At 59.8% G+C, this 15,553-nt stretch carries 17 protein-coding genes; 7 read left to right on the forward strand and 10 right to left on the reverse strand.

Going from position 1 to position 15,553, the window contains the following annotated elements; genetic code table 11:
* Positions 1–13: 13 nt before the first annotated feature.
* The 4 genes from rimK (at position 14) to rlmC (ending at position 3,488) form a co-directional block, all read left to right on the forward strand.
* Complete coding sequence (rimK, locus tag TAN611_RS08240) at positions 14–931, forward strand: 30S ribosomal protein S6--L-glutamate ligase (RefSeq protein ID WP_197951672.1); 918 nt, start codon at positions 14–16, stop codon at positions 929–931.
* A 143-nt stretch (positions 932–1,074) separates the two neighbouring features.
* Complete coding sequence (locus tag TAN611_RS08245; protein WP_111737417.1) at positions 1,075–1,560, forward strand: YbjN domain-containing protein; 486 nt, start codon at positions 1,075–1,077, stop codon at positions 1,558–1,560.
* A gap of 219 nt (positions 1,561–1,779) precedes the next feature.
* The gene (locus TAN611_RS08250) at positions 1,780–2,259 is read left to right on the forward strand and encodes a YbjO family protein (RefSeq protein ID WP_111737416.1); all 480 of its coding nucleotides are present in this window, start codon (positions 1,780–1,782) and stop codon (positions 2,257–2,259) included.
* Positions 2,260–2,357: 98 nt separating this feature from the next.
* A complete protein-coding gene (rlmC, locus tag TAN611_RS08255) occupies positions 2,358–3,488 on the forward strand; it encodes a 23S rRNA (uracil(747)-C(5))-methyltransferase RlmC (RefSeq protein ID WP_203067523.1) in 1,131 nt (376 codons plus the stop codon).
* Positions 3,489–3,528: 40 nt separating this feature from the next.
* On the opposite strand, the gene TAN611_RS08260 is transcribed toward rlmC, so the two are convergent.
* From TAN611_RS08260 to TAN611_RS08285, 6 genes are all read right to left on the reverse strand, one after another.
* Complete coding sequence (locus TAN611_RS08260; RefSeq protein WP_111737414.1) at positions 3,529–4,263, reverse strand: arginine ABC transporter substrate-binding protein; 735 nt, start codon at positions 4,261–4,263, stop codon at positions 3,529–3,531.
* A 201-nt stretch (positions 4,264–4,464) separates the two neighbouring features.
* Positions 4,465–5,133 carry an arginine ABC transporter permease ArtM gene (gene artM, locus TAN611_RS08265; protein ID WP_105230487.1) on the reverse strand — a complete coding sequence of 223 codons (669 nt, stop codon included), beginning with the start codon at positions 5,131–5,133 and terminating at the stop codon, positions 4,465–4,467.
* Positions 5,133–5,849, reverse strand: coding sequence for an arginine ABC transporter permease ArtQ (gene artQ / locus TAN611_RS08270; RefSeq protein ID WP_105230488.1), 717 nt, complete (start codon positions 5,847–5,849; stop codon positions 5,133–5,135). The genes artM and artQ overlap by 1 nt, the downstream gene beginning before the upstream one ends.
* A 9-nt stretch (positions 5,850–5,858) precedes the next feature.
* Positions 5,859–6,590, reverse strand: a complete 732-nt coding sequence (artJ, locus tag TAN611_RS08275) for an arginine ABC transporter substrate-binding protein (protein WP_105230489.1) — start codon at positions 6,588–6,590, stop codon at positions 5,859–5,861.
* Positions 6,591–6,626: 36 nt separating this feature from the next.
* Positions 6,627–7,355, reverse strand: a complete 729-nt coding sequence (gene artP / locus TAN611_RS08280) for an arginine ABC transporter ATP-binding protein ArtP (RefSeq protein ID WP_160031330.1) — start codon at positions 7,353–7,355, stop codon at positions 6,627–6,629.
* Positions 7,356–7,612: 257 nt separating this feature from the next.
* Entirely contained in the window at positions 7,613–8,161 is a 549-nt protein-coding gene (locus TAN611_RS08285; protein WP_111737413.1) for a lipoprotein, read from the reverse strand.
* A 250-nt stretch (positions 8,162–8,411) separates the two neighbouring features.
* Between TAN611_RS08285 and TAN611_RS08290 the strand changes: the two genes are divergently transcribed.
* Entirely contained in the window at positions 8,412–8,735 is a 324-nt protein-coding gene (locus TAN611_RS08290) for a heavy metal-binding domain-containing protein (RefSeq protein ID WP_105230491.1), read from the forward strand.
* 53 nt (positions 8,736–8,788) lie between these two features.
* Complete coding sequence (locus TAN611_RS08295; RefSeq protein ID WP_203067524.1) at positions 8,789–9,619, forward strand: N-acetylmuramoyl-L-alanine amidase; 831 nt, start codon at positions 8,789–8,791, stop codon at positions 9,617–9,619.
* On the opposite strand, the gene TAN611_RS08300 is transcribed toward TAN611_RS08295, so the two are convergent.
* Both TAN611_RS08300 and TAN611_RS08305 read right to left on the reverse strand, forming a co-directional pair.
* Positions 9,614–10,624 carry an NAD(P)-dependent oxidoreductase gene (locus tag TAN611_RS08300; protein ID WP_187043365.1) on the reverse strand — a complete coding sequence of 337 codons (1,011 nt, stop codon included), beginning with the start codon at positions 10,622–10,624 and terminating at the stop codon, positions 9,614–9,616. The genes TAN611_RS08295 and TAN611_RS08300 overlap by 6 nt on opposite strands.
* Positions 10,625–10,778: 154 nt before the next feature.
* Positions 10,779–12,218 (reverse strand): DUF2867 domain-containing protein, encoded by a 1,440-nt coding sequence (locus TAN611_RS08305; protein WP_203067525.1) that lies wholly within the window; start codon positions 12,216–12,218, stop codon positions 10,779–10,781.
* 166 nt (positions 12,219–12,384) lie between these two features.
* On the opposite strand from TAN611_RS08305, the gene TAN611_RS08310 reads away from it, so the two are divergent.
* Positions 12,385–12,729, forward strand: a complete 345-nt coding sequence (locus tag TAN611_RS08310; RefSeq protein ID WP_105230494.1) for a DUF1294 domain-containing protein — start codon at positions 12,385–12,387, stop codon at positions 12,727–12,729.
* 10 nt (positions 12,730–12,739) lie between these two features.
* Here the strand turns inward: TAN611_RS08310 and ltaE are convergent, their stop codons facing one another.
* Together ltaE and poxB are read right to left on the reverse strand one after the other, a co-directional pair.
* Positions 12,740–13,756 (reverse strand): low-specificity L-threonine aldolase, encoded by a 1,017-nt coding sequence (ltaE, locus tag TAN611_RS08315; RefSeq protein ID WP_197951680.1) that lies wholly within the window; start codon positions 13,754–13,756, stop codon positions 12,740–12,742.
* A 57-nt stretch (positions 13,757–13,813) separates the two neighbouring features.
* Positions 13,814–15,535 (reverse strand): ubiquinone-dependent pyruvate dehydrogenase, encoded by a 1,722-nt coding sequence (gene poxB / locus TAN611_RS08320; protein WP_105230496.1) that lies wholly within the window; start codon positions 15,533–15,535, stop codon positions 13,814–13,816.
* Positions 15,536–15,553 lie beyond the last annotated feature (18 nt).

A 15,553-nucleotide genomic window follows, 5' to 3' on the forward strand; every position in this document is an offset into this window, starting at 1 on the left:
GTGACGAGATAAATTGAACATTGTCATTCTTTCGTGTGACAGCACGTTGTACTCCTGCCGGCGCCTGCGCGCCGCGGCGGAACGGCGCGGGCACCGCGTTGAGGTGATCGATCCGCTCTCCTGCTATATGAATATCAACCCGGCCGCGCCCACCATCCACTATCGCGGCCGTCAACTGGCGTGCTATGACGCGGTCATTCCGCGTATCGGCTCCGCCATTACCTTTTACGGCAGCGCCGTGCTGCGGCAGTTTGAACTGCTGGGCTGTTATTCGCTGAATGAGTCCGCCGCGATTACCCGGGCGCGCGACAAGCTGCATTCCCTGCAGTTGCTGGCGCGTCAGGGGATCGATCTGCCGATTACCGGCTTTGCCCACTCGCCGGATGATACCGGCGATCTGATCGAACTGGTCGGCGGCGCGCCGTTGGTGGTGAAACTGGTTGAAGGTACACAGGGCATCGGCGTGGTGCTGGCGGAAACGCGGCAGGCGGCGGAAAGCGTGATTGATGCGTTTCGCGGGCTGAAGGCGCACATTCTGGTGCAGGAGTACGTGCGCGAGGCGCAGGGACGGGATATTCGCTGTCTGGTGATCGGCGGACAGGTGGTGGCGGCGATCGAACGTCAGGCCAAGGCGGGGGAGTTCCGTTCCAATCTGCATCGCGGCGGCACGGCGCGCAAGGTGAGCATTACGGCGCAAGAGCGCGCAGTTGCCATCAAGGCGGCAGCAACGTTGGGACTGGATATTGCCGGCGTCGATATTTTGCGTGCCGATCGCGGCCCGCTGGTGATGGAGGTGAATGCCTCACCCGGACTGGAGGGGATAGAAACCGCCACCGGGCTGGATATCGCCGAGATGATGATCGCCTATATTGAACAGCGTGCAGCACGCGGTATTTGCCCTGAAATTACGCCTATAACCAGTAAAAAATAAGGGAATAGCGCTATTTACCCGTGTTTTTTACATGGCTAAGCGCGCCTTTATTGAATTAAGCCTGATTGATCGTGGCATCATGGATGAATATTCCGTAAGCTATGCGCCTTTCGCGTTTTTGAATATTGTGAGGCTGGTACCCTATGGATTCACTCATCGTCCCCGATTTGGCGTTATTACGACGTTGGCTGGACCAGTTGGGCATTTCATTTTTTGAATGCGACTCTTGCCAGGCGCTGCATCTGCCGCATATGCAGAACTTTGACGGCATTTTCGACGCCAAGATCGATCTGGTGGACGGGGTGATCCTGTTCTCCGCGCTGGCGGAGGTGAAGCCGACCGCGCTGATCCCGCTGGTTGCCGACCTCAGCCAGATCAATGCCAGTTCGCTGACCATCAAAGCGTTTGTGGATGTTCAGGACGACAACCTGCCCAAGCTGATCGTCTGTCAGTCGCTGAGCGTGGCCGTCGGCATTACGCTGGAACAGTTCGCGCACTTTATGCAGCAGGGCGAAGAGCAGGTCTCGATGGTGATTCTTGAGGCGCGCGCCAACGATCTGCTGTTTATGGGCGAGGGCGAGGAAGAAGAAAATCCGGCCGCCGCCATGCGCCAGCCGATGCTGCACTAATTCTGTCTTTGACGACGCATCGCCCGGTATGGCGATGCGTTGACGCTACCCCGTTATCCCTCTATTGCCAATCTTCACGTTACATCGCGATCGTGCGTTTTATCCTGGCCTGCCGTAGCTGAATCCTGTCAAACCTGCTATTTTTTGTAATTATTATTGCAAATGAATTAACTGGCTCTTATACCGATTATTACTGATATTTCATCGCGGAATACGGATATGTCAGAGATGCTGAAAAGCAAGCAGGGAACCCTGAGAGCGCAAACGGATGTCCCGGTGGCGGTATTGATCGCCGGTACGGCAATGGTGGCGATTAAATGTATTAGCATCCTGCTGCTGCTGGGGGAGCTGGGGCTGTCCGGCCTGAGCGAGTTTGTCAGCACCAGCGCGCAGGCTTGGGATTCTACGCTGATTTTTCTGGCCGGTATTGTGATGCTCTGCCTGCAAATTTACTGCGGCTTTGCCGTGATGCGCGGTAAAAATGGCGGGCGCTGGGGCTATGTGGTCTGTCAGGCGCTGGTGGTGGGCTATCTGCTGTTGGCGACCATCGGCAGCGTCTTTCCCGAGGTATTTACCGTGGACGGCGAAACCAACACCCAGATTATGCATACCCTGATTCTGGAAAAAATCCCCGACGTGGTGATTCTCGGGCTGCTGTTCCTGCCGGCGGCCAGCCGCCGCTATTTTTCCCGTCGCTGAGGGCCGCGCGGATAGCGTCAAGAAGGTTGGGGATAAGGGCGTAGGGTGCTAAACTCTGCGCCCTTATTTTTTTATTCGTCGATCCCTACGGTTAATCTATGCATTGCGCGTTGTATACGGCCGGCAGTTGCCGTTCCTGTCAGTGGCTGGAAAAGCCTTATCCGCAGCAGCTGGTTGATAAACAGCAGCATCTGCAGGCCCTGCTGGGCGAACGCGAAGTCGGGCAGTGGCTGACGCCGGTTGCCGGCGCGCTGAGCGCATTCCGCAATAAGGCGAAAATGGTGGTCAGCGGCAGCGTGGAGCGCCCGCTGCTGGGGATGTTGCACCGCGACGGTACGCCGGTCGATCTGTGTGCCTGCCCGCTGTATCCCGCCAGTTTTGCGCCGATGTTCAACGTGCTGAAAACCTTTATCGCCCGCGCCGGGCTGACGCCATACAACGTGGCGCGCAAACGCGGCGAGCTGAAATATCTGCTGCTGACGGAAAGCACCGGTAACGGCGGGGTGATGCTGCGTTTTGTTCTGCGTTCGGAGAGCAAACTGGCGCAGCTGCGCGCCGCGCTGCCATGGCTGCAGCAACAGCTGCCGCAGCTGCGGGTGATTTCCGTGAATATTCAGCCGGTGCATATGGCGATTATGGAGGGCGATCGGGAAATCATCCTGACCGAGCAACAGGCGTTGGAAGAGTGCTTCAACCAGGTGCCGCTGTATATCCGCCCGCAGGGCTTTTTCCAGACCAATCCGCAGGTGGCGGCGTCGCTGTATGCCACGGCGCGCGACTGGGTGCGTGAACTGGGCATCGACAGCATGTGGGATCTGTTCTGCGGCGTCGGTGGCTTTGGTTTACACTGCGCACAGCCGGAAACGCGTCTGACCGGGATTGAGATCAGCGCGGAGGCGATTCGCTGTGCGCGCCAGTCAGCGGCGACGCTGGGACTGCAGCGGGTTGATTTCCAGGCGCTGGACTCCACCCGTTTCGCCACGGCGGAAGGAGACGTGCCGCAGCTGGTGGTGGTGAACCCGCCGCGACGCGGCATTGGCAAGGAACTGTGCGATTACCTGCAGCGGATGGCGCCGGACTATCTGCTCTATTCCAGCTGTAATGCACAAAGCATGGCGCAGGATATGGCGCAGCTGCCGGGGTATCGGGTTGAACGGGTGCAGCTGTTCGATATGTTCCCGCATACCGCGCACTACGAGGTGCTGACGCTGCTGGTGCGGGAGAAGTAATCAGCCCGGCGAAGCGGGCTGAGAAGGGCGGCACTTGCGCTTACTGCGGGAACCACTTGTCGCTGATGGCCTGATAGGTGCCGTCGGCCTTGATCGCCGTCAGCGCCGCGTTCAGCTTGTCCAGCAGCGCCTTGTTATTCGGACGCACCGCAATCCCCAGGCCGGTACCGAAGTATTGCGCATCGGTGATATGCTCGCCGACCGGCGCCAGCTGCGGGCTGTTTTTCAGCCACTCATTCACCACCGCGGTATCGCCGAAGACGCCGTCAATACGGCCGTTTTTCAGCTCCAGAATGGCGTTCTGGTAGCTGTCGTAAGAGACGGTGTTAATCTCCGGGTGCTTATCCTGCATATATTTCTGGTGGGTGGTGCCGTTTTCCATCCCGACCTTTTTCCCCTTCAGTTCAGCCAGCGAGGTGTACTTGCCTTTCTGCGCGATCACAATCGCCGAGTTGGCGTAGTACGGCTGGGTAAAGCTCACCTGCTTGCTGCGCTCCGGCGTGATGTCCATCCCGGAGATCACCGCATCGAACTTTTTGAACTTCAGCGCGGCGATCAGGCTGTCGAAGGCCTGATTGGTGAAGGTGCATTCCGCCTGCATCTGTTTGCATAACGCTTTCGCCAGATCGATATCAAAGCCGACGATTTGGTTATTGGCGTCTAATGACTCAAACGGCGGATAGGTAGCGGAGGAGGCGAAACGGATGGTGTCGGCCGCCTGAGCGCTGAAGGTCACGCCGGCCAGTACGGCGGCGGCAAGCAGTAATTTTTTCATGCGGAAACTCCTGTCTGAACATTGATTTTATTATCGCCGCCATCGTTTGATTTTTCTGACAATATCCCGAGGAGGGACGCTGACGGTGCTGGCGATAACCATGCCATTGAGTGAATTAATATGCAATAAAAATGATTAAAAATTGTTACTGGCGGGGCGGGTAAGACAGCCCTGCACGGCGGCAGGGCTGGGTAAGCGGGCTTAGTTGCGGCGTTCAAAGGCCAGCGCGCGGCGTTCAACCAGACGCATCAACAGCGTCAGCAGGCCGTTGACCACCAGGTAAACCAGGCCGGCGGCGCCGAAGACCATCACGTCATAGGTGCGGCCGTACATCAGTTGGCTGTAACCCATCACTTCCATCAGCGTGATGGTGTAGGCCAGTGAGGTACTTTTAAACACCAGCACCACTTCGTTGGAGTAGGAGGAGAGGGCGCGCTTAAAGGCGAACGGCAGCAGAATGCGCATCGACTGCCGGCGCGACATGCCCAGCGCTTCACAAGACTGCCACTGGCCGGCGGGAATGGCCCGCACCGCGCCGTAAAACAGCTGCGTGGTGTAAGCGGCGCTGTTCAGCGCCAGCGCAATCATGGCGCACAGCCAGGGCTGCGACAGCAGATTCCACAGCCACGGATAGTCGCGGATCGCCGGGAACTGTCCTGGCCCGTAGTAGATCAGGAAGATCTGCACCAGCAGCGGCGTACCGGTGAACAGCGTAATGTAGATCTTCACCAGCGACGACAGCAGCGGCGTTTTCAGCGTCAGGATCGCCGTCAGGATCAGCGACAGCACCAGCGCGACCAGCAGCGCCGCCAGCGTCAGCGTCAGGCTGGTGTGCAGGCCCTTGATGATTTCCGGTAAGTATTCCAGCATCAGACCGGCCCCCGCTCAAAACGTGTGGTGCGCAGTTCGATCCGCTTGAGAATAAATTGGCTCAACAGGGTGACCAGCAGATAGATGGCGGCGGCGATCACGTACCAGGTGAACGGCTCCTGCGTGCGGGTGGCGATGCTTTTGGTCTGCAGCATCAGGTCGTTCACGCTGATTAACGACACCAGCGCGGTATCCTTCAGCAGCACCAGCCACTGGTTGCCGAGGCCGGGCAGCGCATGGCGCCACATCTGCGGCATAATCAGCCGGAAGAAGATTGCCGCCTTGCCGAGCCCGAGCGCCTGGCCGGACTCCCACTGCCCCTGCGGCACCGCTTTCAGCGCGCCGCGCAGCGTCTGCGAGGCATAGGCCGAATACAGCAGCGCCAATGCGATCACCCCGCACAGGAACGGGCTGACTTCGAAGCTTTCAATGTCGACCTGCACCGGCACGGCAAACAGGCCGAAGTTCAGTTCAAAACCGTCAGACAGCGTCAGCAGCAGCTGTGAGGAGCCGAAGTAGATAAACAGCACCACCAGAATTTCCGGCAGGCCGCGCAGCAGCGTGACCCAGGCGGTGCCGAGCCAGCTGACAAGCTTCCAGCGCGCGGACTCCCACATGGCGAACAGCATCGCCAGGACCAGCCCGAGCGCCAGCGCGCAAACGGCAAGGCCGACGGTCATCCCGGCGGCGGTTGCTAAAGGTTGAATTTCATTCATTGGGATCGATTACTGCTGGAACCATTTTTTGTAGATGGTTTCATAGGTCCCATCCTGTTTGATCTTATCCAGGGCGGCGTTGAACTTGCCCTGCAGATCGCTGTTTTTCTGACGTACGGCGATGCCCAGACCGGTGCCGAAATAGTTTTTATCCGTCACCTTGTCGCCCACTGCGGCCAGTTGGGCGTTCTGCTTCAGCCATTCGTTAACCACGGCGGTATCGCCGAACACGGCGTCGATACGGCCGTTTTTCAGATCGAGCACCGCATTCTGGTAGCTGTCGTACGGTACGGTGGTGATGTCGCTGTGCTGATCCGTCAGGTATTTCTGGTGCGTGGTGCCGTTTTGCACGCCGACGCGTTTGCCTTTCAGCGCGGCGACATCGGCCACTTTACCTTTTTGCGCGATAAACAGGGCGGAGTTGTCGTAGTAAGGTTTGGTGAACAGCACCTGTTTTTCACGCTCCGGCGTGATATCCATACCGGCCATTACCGCGTCAAAGCGTTTGAACTTCAGGCCCGGGATCAGGCTGTCGAACGCCTGATTGCTGAAGGAGCACTCCGCCTGCATCTCTTTGCACAGCGCGTTGGCCAGATCAACGTCGAAGCCCTGAATTTTGTTGTCGGCACCGATAAACTCAAACGGTGGGTAGGAGGCTTCGGTCGCGAAACGAATCTTGTCGGCGGCAGAGGCGGAAACGCTGATGCCGGCCAATACGGCGGCGATTATTAGTTTTTTCATCGCAAACTCCCCTAAAACTGGTCTGGTGTAGAAAAATTAGTGTGATAAATAACTGGCGAATTCGCTGGTTTGCGGCTGTGCGAAGCGGCTGGCGTCACCCTGTTCCACGATGCGGCCGTTTTCCATGTACACCACGCGGCTGGCGGTCTTGCGCGCCACTTCTACCTCGTGGGTGACGATCACCTGGGTAATGCCGGTGCCGGCCAGCTCGCGAATAATACTGACGATCTGCGCGGTGATTTCCGGATCCAGCGCGGCGGTCGGCTCATCAAACAGCAGAACCTGCGGCTCCATCATCAGCGCGCGGGCAATGGCGACGCGCTGTTGCTGGCCGCCGGACAGATGCAGCGGAAAGCGATCGGCAAAATCGCTCAGGCGCAGACGCTTGAGCAGTTTGTCGGCACGCGCCATCGCCTGCGCCTTGCTCAGGCCCAGCACGCGGCACGGCGCTTCAATCAGGTTTTGCACCACGGTGAGGTGAGGCCACAGGTTGTACTGCTGGAATACCATGCCGACGTTTTGGCGCAGTTCGCGGATGGCTTTTTCGCCCGGCGACTGCTTAAAGTCAAACTGGTTGCCGGCGATCTGCAACTGGCCGGAACGCGGCATTTCCAACAGGTTCAACACCCGCAGCAATGAACTTTTCCCCGCGCCGCTTGGGCCAAGCAGCACTAGGGTTTCCCCTGCTGGGCAATCCAGCGTGATGTCAAACAGCGCCTGGTGTGCGCCGTAAAAGCAATTTATATTTTTTAGTTGAATACTCATGCGCTGGAATTGAATAGACATTGATGCCGCAAATGTTAACTTCCACAGAATACTTATGCAATCATTGTGAGTTAAAATTTATTAATGTACGGCGGGATAGTAAAAGAATAGCACAACATACCGCAGTGCAAGCGGGAAGGGGCGGTTTGTCGCGCAGTGTGTGAAGTGGCTAGCGAATTTGATGTGTTCGCTCAAAAAATGAGCGAAATCAAGGTGGTTAATCGGCCGGCGACGCGGCGCCGGCCCGGGTAGAGCAATCAGTCGTGTTCCAGCACCTGGCGCAGCGTGCCGCTGGCGGCGTGCTGCGGCACGTTCAGGTAGCGGATATCATCCACCACCCAGCAGGTGCCTTCGCGCACCATCAGCACCTCGTTCTGCCACTCTTTGGCGCTGCTGTCGCCATCTTTCTTATAGCTCAGCTGTACGCGCAGCGGGATGTTCTTGGCGTCGGTATTCGGGATGGAAGACGCGCTGGCTACGCTGGCGCTGGTGGCGCCTTCGGCATTGCCGGTGAACAGTGCGCCAGCGCCGGTCTGCGGCGCTGCTTTCTGGTTAGCGCCCAGCAGTTCCTGATACAGAGGCTGGCTCAGGTAAGGCTCCAGTTGCGCCAGGCGGTTGCTGTCCGGCAGTGTGGTACTGCCCTGTTCCAGACGCAGATCGTAAAATTTCTGCGCCACGCTGTCCGGGCCGCCTTCAATGCATGCGCCGCTGCGCGCGCCGATGTCCTTATAAGCCGGTTCTACGGTGGTACAGGCGCTCAGCGCCAGCGCTAAAGGTAAAACAGCCGCAATCGTTTTTGTTTTCATCTCACTACCTTATGTGAAAGTCTCTACCATGAAGAGCGATAGCTTACAGTATAAATGCGTTTTTCAGCCTTGCATTCGTACTCTGTGCCATCCGCTTTCAGAACATACTGTAAAACCGGCGGTCATATTTTTTGCAGGCTTGAAGCTGTATCCGCGTGAGTTACACTGGGTTGTCCGGTTTTTCCCGGTAACTGCAGATAGCGCCTATTATCCTGGCGAGCACGACCATGAATCAAGCAAGGAGTTTTTGATGCAAATTTCTACTACCCCGACCCTGGAAGGGTTCACCATTACCGAATACTGCGGCGTCGTCACCGGTGAGGCGATTTTGGGCGCCAACATTTTCCGCGACTTTTTCGCCGGCGTGCGTGATATCGTCGGCGGCCGTTCCGGCGCTTATGAAAAAGAGCTGCGTAAGGCGCGCCAGATCGCGTTTAAAGAACTGGAGGAGCAGGCAAAGGAGCTGGGCGCCAATGCGGTGGTCGGGGTGGACATCGACTATGAAACGGTGGGTAAGGACAGCAGCATGTTGATGGTCAGCGTCAGCGGCACTGCGGTAAAAATCAGCCGTTAAGATCTGTCAGCCCGGCGCGTGCGCCGGGCTTTGCGTGCCACAAGGAGTGAAGCATGGCTAGATGGATAGGGATCGTCGCGGTGCTGCTGGCGGGCTGCCAGGCTTCAGGGCCGGGCACCACCGTCGACCGCGGCGACTATCAGCTGGAAACGTTGTACCAGGCGCAGGGCGCCGACCAGCGCATTCGTTTTCTGGTGATGCACTATACGGCGGAAGATTTCCATACCTCGCTGAAGACGCTGACCGACGAGCACGTCAGCGCCCACTACTTGCTGCCGGCCCATCCGCGGCGCGAGTACGCCAGGCCGACGGTTTATCAGCTGGTGCCGGAGTCGATGCGCGCCTGGCACGCCGGAGCCAGCAGCTGGCGCGGCCGTACCCAGCTGAATGACACCTCGATCGGCATTGAGATCGTCAACCGCGGCTTCAGCCGCAGCATGTTATTCACCCGCTGGCAGCCTTACAGCGCCGAACAGATTGCGCTGCTGATCCCCTTAAGCCGCGATATTATTCGCCGCTACGATATTCAGCCGGTGGATGTCGTCGGCCACAGCGATATTGCGCCGCAGCGCAAGCAGGATCCCGGCCCGTTGTTCCCCTGGAAAACTCTGGCGGAAGCCGGCATCGGCGCCTGGCCGGAGCAGACGGATGTGCAGCGTTATCTGGCGGGGCGTGACCCTCATGCGCCGGTGGCGCTGTCGGCGTTGCTCGATAAGCTGGCGCGCTATGGCTACGGTATTGACCCGCAGTGGGATGAGCGGCAACAGAAAAGGGTGCTGGCGGCATTCCAAATGCATTTTCGGCCCGCCGATTACCGTGGCGAGCCGGATGCGGAAAGCGAGGCGATTATCGACGCGTTACTGCATAAATACCACGGCTTATAGGCCGTGCAGCTTGCCGTGCTCTTTCAGCCAGCGCGCGGTGCGCATTACGCCTTCTTCCAGCGACACCACCGGCCGATAATCCAGTTCCTGCTGCGCGCGGCTGGTGTCCAGCGTCAGGTCGAAGTTGAGCTTGGCGACGCCGTAGTGGGTGAGTACCGGCTCTTTTTCACTTTTGCTGCCGAGCTTTTCCATACCGCGCGCCATCATATCGAGCATTGCGTAGGGGACGGAGCGGATGCGGCACTTCATGCCCAGTTCGTCAATTAACAGCTGCACCACGTCATGCAGCGGCCGAGGCTGCTGGTTGGTGATGTTATAGGCGCGGCCGGACGGCGTATCCTGTTTCATGGTCGCCAGCCACATGGCGTGCACTGCGTTTTCCAGATAGGTCATATCCACCATCGCCGCGCCGCCGCGCGGCAGTAGCAGATTGCCGTAGTGTTTGATCATATGCAGCAGGCGCGGCAGCATCACGTTATCGTGCGGCCCGAACAGCCCCTGAGGGCGTAAAATGGTAAAATGGGTCTGCGGGTTGGCGAGCGCCAGCCGCTGGATAACCTGCTCACCGGCCGCCTTGCTGCGGGCAAACTCATTGGCGTAACGCGCCGGGCGGAAATCTTCCGGGATATCGCGGTGGTGGTGGTAGTCGAAGTAGATCGCCGGCGAAGAGATATGGATAAATTGTGAGACGCCATACGCCGCCGCCCATTCGCCCAGCCGGCGGGTGGCGCGCACGTTGGCCAGCTCAAAAGCCTCTTCGGTGCCCCAGGGAGAGGTAAAGCTGGAGCAGTGCCACAGCACGTCCACTTCCGCCAGCATCGCCTTCGCCTGCGAGGAAACCAGGTTGGTGAGATCGGCCTGAATGAATTCGGCGCCCATTTTTTCCAACAGGCGGCCCATGGCCCGGTTGCGACCGGTGGCACGTACTTGTATGCCCTGGCGACGCAGATATTCCACGGCGTTACGGCCTAGTCCACTGCATGCACCGGTGACCAATACCTTCATAACAAACTCTTTCTCACCAAAAAACAAAGCGCTGGCGGCGTATTGCCGTTTCCCAGCAAATAAGGTGCCATTCTTTCGTGATTTGGCGCGCTATGCAATCGGAAAGGGACGATCCACCGCGGTAAACTGTGCGGTCGATCGACAAATGAACAGGTCACGGCAAATTGTGGTCTTCCTGCTCCGCCAGCCGGACGATCCGTTTGGCCATGCCGCGGAAAATAAACAGGTGGGCCGGCATCATGGCGAACCAGTAAAGCAAGCCGCTAAAACCGGCCGGGTGCCACCAGGCGCGCACGTCGAGGGTACGGCGGTTACCGTAATCCCTGATGCTGAACGTCAGCCGGCCAAGGCCGGGCGCCTTCATGCCGAACAGCAGGGAAAGCGTGCGTTCCGGCTGCAGAGCGATCACCTTCCAGCCGTCAATCATATCGCCGAGCTGCAGCGTCTGGCGCGGCGGGCGACCGTAGATCACCCCGTTGCCGATCAGGTCGTCCATGCGCGCGCGGATCTGCCACAGCGGGTTGGCGTAGAAGTAGCCCTCTTTGCCGCCCAGCTGCTGCACCACCTGCCAAAGGGCGGCCGCCGAGGCCTGCGTCTCCAGCGTATGGCCGGCCTGTTTCGGGTAAAAGCCGTACCCCGGCCGCCAGCGCGCCCGCGCGGCCGGATCGTAGCCCCAGTCGGCGCTGTCTGTTATTTCCGCTTCGCGCTGCAGGGTCTCTTTCACCGCTTCATCAAAGGTTTGCAGCGACTGCGGAATCAATGCCTGCAGCGGCCGGCCGTCGGCGGGCAGATCGTGCTTTAGCCCCTGGATCAGCGCGCGGGCGATCGAGGTGGGCACCGAGGTGATCAGGCTGATGAACCAGACCGAGATAAGGCGCGTCGGCAGCGGGATCGGGATCAGCCAGCGTCTGCGGCCGCTGATGGCAATAAAGCGTTTGAGCATGGTCTGATAGCTGATGTATTCCGGCCCCGCCGCGTCGAAAGTGCGGTGATCGTCGGCCGGGTACCGCAGCAGTTCACTCAGATAGGTCAGCAGGTTCGGCAGGGCGATCGGGGAAGACTTTGAACGTACCCAGCGCGGTGGCGTCAGCAGCGGCAGATTATAGACCATGTCGCGCATCACTTCGAACGCCGCTGAACCCGGCCCGACGATAATGCCGGCGCGCAGTTCGGTGACCGGAATGCCGCTCTGGCGCAGAATTTCTCCGGTAAGACGGCGGGCAATCAGGTGCGGCGAGCTGTCCTTCTGCGGCTGCAGCGCACCCAGGAAGATCACCTGCCTGACGCCGGACTGGCGCAGGGCGTCGCGCAGGTTCTGCGCCGCCTGGCGCTCTTTTTCAATAAAGTCGCGGCCGTCACCCATACCGTGGACCAGATAGTAGAGCGTATCGATCTGCCACAGCGCCGGCGGCAGCGTGTCCGGCTGACAGACGTCGACGTACTGGCAGTGCACATGCGGCCAGTTTTGCGCCTGCAGCCATTCAAGACGACGGGCGGCGGCGATAACCTCATGCCCCTGCGCCGTCAGGTGGGGGATCAGGTTCTGCCCGATATAACCGCTGGCGCCAAGGACCAGAATACGTTGATGGCTCATCAGCACGACCTTATGCAGTGAAAGTAGGGAACGGTATCCTGAATGCTGTGGGTTATAGCATGCCAAAACCGGGCTATAAATGCACTTTTTGTAGGGATAAATGGCGTATTGCAACGACCCGTCGCAGGCGTCACACTACGCGCCGTTGCTTTAGCTGGAGTGAATCATGCGGCTTAATGCGGTGTGTTATGGTTTATTGGCGTTAGCCCTGGCGGTTAGCGCATTTCTCCCGCACCCCTGGTGGGCGGGGTTGTTACTGCTGAATGGGCTGACGCTGGCGCTGTATGGCGCCGATAAGCTGGCGGCGATCAAAGCCTGGCAACGGGTGCCGGAGATCACGCTGCTGACGTTTGGCTTGATCGGCGGCTGGCCGGGAGCGCTGTGCGGCCAGCGGCTGTTCCGGCACAAGACGCAGAAACAGCCGTTTAAAACCTGGTTTATCGTCAGCGTCCTGCTCAACGTGGCGGCGTGCGGCGCGGTGTGGTACGCCGTATACGGCCGCTTCCTCTAACCCGCGAGGCTCAGCCGTGCCGTTGTAAAAACTCGCGCCATAGCTCGACCACCTGCTGCAGATCCTGCCGGCTGACGTCGAGGTGGGTGACAAGACGCGTCAGCGGCCCGCTGCCGATCAGCACGCCGCGCTCGCGCATCCACGGGCTGAGCTGCGCCGCCTGTTCGGCGGACTGACGGATATACAGTATGTTGGTCTGGGCGCCCGGTTCGACGATCGTGAGCCCGAGATCGCGCAGCTGCTGTTCCAGCCAGCGGGCGTTGTCGTGATCCTCCTGCAGCCGGGCGACGTTATTTTCTAACGCATAGCGGCCCGCCGCCGCCAGAATGCCGGCCTGACGCAGGCCGCCGCCGGTCATTTTGCGCCAGCGAATGGCGCGCTGAATAAATTCGGCGCTGCCGCACAGCAGCGATCCCACCGGCGCGCCGAGGCCTTTGGACAGGCAGAGGGTGAAGGTATCGCAGTATTGCACAATCTTGTGCAGCGGCACGTTGAGCGCCACCGCGGCGTTGAAAATGCGCGCGCCGTCGATATGCAGCGCCAGCCGCCGCTCGCGGCTGAACTGCCACGCCTGTTCCAGATAGGCGAGCGGCAGTACCTTACCGCTGATGGTGTTCTCCAGGCTGAGCAGCCGGCTGCGGGCAAAGTGAATATCGTCGGGTTTGATGGCGGCGGCAACGTTGTCCAGCGGCAGCGTGCCGTCGTCGTCGGCTTCGATCGGCTGCGGCTGAATGCCGCCCAGCACCGCCGCGCCGCCGGCCTCATATTTATAGTTATGCGCCTGCTGGCCGACGAGGTATTCATCGCCGCGCTGGCAGTGACTGAGCAGCGCCACCAGATTGGCCTGAGTGCCGCTGGGTAAAAACAGCGCCGCCTCTTTGCCGGCCAGCCGCGCCGCTTCATGTTGTAGCGCGTTGACCGTGGGGTCATCGCCGTAAACGTCGTCGCCGACTTCGGCATTGGCCATCGCCTGGCGCATGGCGCTCGTGGGTTGCGTGACGGTATCGCTGCGGAGATCGATCAGCATGAGTATCCTTGCAATGGTTAAGGGCGACGCAGCAGGCCGCGCCGCCGACAGGGCGGATTAACGCCGCCAGTTGGTTTTGGCCAGTTCGACCACTTCGTCGCCGCGGCCGTTAATGATGGCGCGCAGCATATACAGGCTGAAGCCTTTGGCCTGTTCGAATTTGATCTGCGGCGGCATCGCCAGCTCCTGTTTGGCGGTCACCACGTCCAGCAGCGCCGGACCGGGGTGCGCCAGCATCTCCTGCAGAGCGCCATCCAGCTCTGAGGCTTTTTCAACCCGGAAGCCTTTAATGCCGGCCGCGTTGGCGATGGCGGCAAAATCAGGGTTATGCAGATCGGTGCCGTCGGTCAGGTAGCCGCCGGCTTTCATCTCCATCGCCACAAATCCCAGTACGCTGTTATTGAACACCACCACTTTGACCGGCAGCTGCAGCTGCGCCAGCGATAAGAAGTCGCCCATCAGCATGGTAAAGCCGCCGTCGCCGCACAGCGCCACCACCTGTTTATCCGGCGCGGTGGCCTGAGCGCCGATGGCCTGCGGCATCGCGTTGGCCATGGAGCCGTGGTTAAACGAACCAAGCAGCCGGCGTTTACCGTTCATCTGCAGGTAGCGGGCCGCCCAGACGGTAGGCGTGCCGACGTCACAGGTGAAAATGGCGTCGTCGGCGGCATGGCGGCTGATTTGCTGCGCCAGATACTGTGGGTGAATCGGCTGGCTATCGTTGCAGGTTGCCAGGCTGTCGAGATCCTGACGCGCGTTGCGGTAGTGCTCCAGCGCCTTATTCAGGAATTTGGCGTCGTTCTTGGCCTCCAACTGCGGCAACAGGGCGGAAAGGGTGGTTTTTATATCGCCCACCAGTGCCATATTTACCGGGCAGTGCGCGCCGATGCTGCCGGGGTTGATATCCACCTGAATGATCGTGGCGTTGGTGGGGTAAAAGGCACGGTAGGGGAACTGGGTGCCGAGCAGCACCAGCGTGTCGGCATTCATCATGGCGTGATAGCCGGAGGAGAAGCCGATCAGGCCGGTCATGCCGACGCTGTACGGGTTGTCCCACTCAATATGCTCTTTGCCGCGCAGCGCGTGCACGATCGGCGCCTGCAGCAGTTCGGCCAGTTTCACCACTTCATCATGAGCGCCGGCGCAGCCGCTGCCGCACATCAGGGTAATATTTTTCGCTCCGTTCAGCGTTTCCGCCAGTCGGTTAAGCTCGCTCATCGGCGGCTGCACCAGCGGCAGCGCCGGGGTCTGCCAGACTACTTCGGCGTCTTCCGGCGCCATGCGCAGCGCCACGTCGCCGGGCAGAACCACCACCGATACGCCACGGTTAAGGATCGCCTTGCGCATGGCAATCTCCAGCACGCGTGGCAGCTGTTCCGGGTTGGAGACCAGCTCACAATAGTGGCTGCACTCGCGGAACAGCTCCTGCGGATGGGTCTCCTGGAAGTAGCCGCTGCCGATCTCGCTGGAAGGAATATGGGCGGCGATCGCCAGAACCGGCACGTGATTGCGGTGGCAGTCGAACAGGCCGTTGATCAGATGCAGGTTGCCCGGCCCGCAGGAGCCGGCGCACACCGCCAACTGGCCGGTCAGCTGCGCTTCCGCGCCGGCGGCAAAGGCGGCCACTTCCTCGTGGCGGGTGCCCAGCCATTCAATCGTACCCATGCGGTGCAGGCTGTCGCTCAGGCCGTTCAGCGAGTCGCCGGTGACGCCCCAAATGCGTTTGACGCCCGCCTGGTCCAGGGTTTTGGCAATCAATGTCGCTACGGTTTGCTTCATAGTTCCCCCAGTGATGGT

Origin of the sequence: Serratia sp. Tan611 (assembly GCF_905188235.1) — a bacterium.
Classification (GTDB): domain Bacteria; phylum Pseudomonadota; class Gammaproteobacteria; order Enterobacterales; family Enterobacteriaceae; genus Serratia_B; species Serratia_B rhizosphaerae.